The organism is Bradyrhizobium algeriense, assembly GCF_003062295.1.
GTDB classification, from domain to species: domain Bacteria; phylum Pseudomonadota; class Alphaproteobacteria; order Rhizobiales; family Xanthobacteraceae; genus Bradyrhizobium; species Bradyrhizobium algeriense.
Window position 1 is genome coordinate 1 of record NZ_PYCN01000154.1, and the last position, 1,102, is coordinate 1,102.

At 60.4% G+C, this 1,102-nt stretch carries 2 protein-coding genes; one reads left to right on the forward strand and one right to left on the reverse strand.

Translation table 11 applies throughout. The features are described 5' to 3' along the window. A partial coding sequence (locus C7G61_RS42830) for a transposase (protein WP_145963526.1) occupies positions 1-105 on the forward strand: 105 nt, incomplete at its 5' end. 193 nt (positions 106-298) lie between these two features. Here C7G61_RS42830 and C7G61_RS42835 read toward each other — a convergent pair. After that, a partial coding sequence (locus C7G61_RS42835) for a transposase (RefSeq protein WP_145963831.1) occupies positions 299-1,102 on the reverse strand: 804 nt, incomplete at its 5' end.

The following is a 1,102-nucleotide window of genomic DNA, read 5'->3' on the forward strand; positions in this document are numbered from 1 at the left end:
AGAGGCTTCCGCCAGTTCCTCCTGCGCAGCATCGACAAGGTCAAAGCCGAATGGGCCATGATCTGCATCGCCCACAACCTCGCAAAACTCGCCGCCGCACGCTGAGGAGAACCTGTCTCCCCAAAAAAAGCTTCAGAACCCGCTTCGCTTAATCCTAAGTCCATTATAGGGACAGGCTCCTAGCTACTTTCCGGCGCAAAATTCGCGCTTCTAACCAGACTGGTCAACCGCGCGGACAACGACAAGGCCCCGCCAGGGGCTGGCGGGGCCTTGAGAGGCCAGATTGAGCTGGGACGGACTACGGTTGGCGTGACTGGTTTTCCATCGCGCGTCCGATATTGATGAGGTTGTCGGCGACGACGCCGAGGCCGACCCAGCGTTTCATTCCGATGCTGCCCTTGTAGCGGCAACGATCGAGCCCGTGTCGCCGTTTGACGACGCTGATACGTCCCTCGCATCCGGTTCGCCATTTCTGACCGTTACGGAACCAGCGCTTTTTCTGCTCACGCTTGCGCTCGGCGCTCTTGGTCGAGCGATTGGGAATGCAGACGCGTTTGACGCCTCTGGCTTTCGCTGCAGCTTCGTTCCTGGCGGAGTAAAATCCAGCATCCGCCGCCACCAGGCGTGGCGTGCGTCCGAGTTTTGCCTCGTGGGTTTCGATGGCCGGGATCAACAGCTCCGAATCGCTTGGCCGCTGATCGTAGACGTCGTAGTCGATCACAATCCGGTTCTCTGCTTCCTGCAGTTTGACCATCTTGCCGAACTCGTTGGGCTTGCCGGCCTTACCTTTGCGAATGATCTCGGTCGAGGGCTCGAACACACTGAGGAGCTTGCCTTCTGCCCGGGTGTTGCCGCGGAAGATACGTTCCCGGGTCTGCCGCATCACTTGCCGCACCAGCGGCAGCATCGCTTCCAGCTGCAGACGCAGGCCTTTCAACGCCAGCTGCTTCAAGATGCCCCTGGACCGCTTCACCCCTTCGGCGATCTCGCTGGAGAAGCGCTTCGCCTGACCCACCACCCGGCTCGTCGAGCTCAGTAGCTTACGGTAGCCTTCCTTGAGCTTCTCGTGATTGAGCGGCCCCTTGGCGCGCGCAATCCGCGC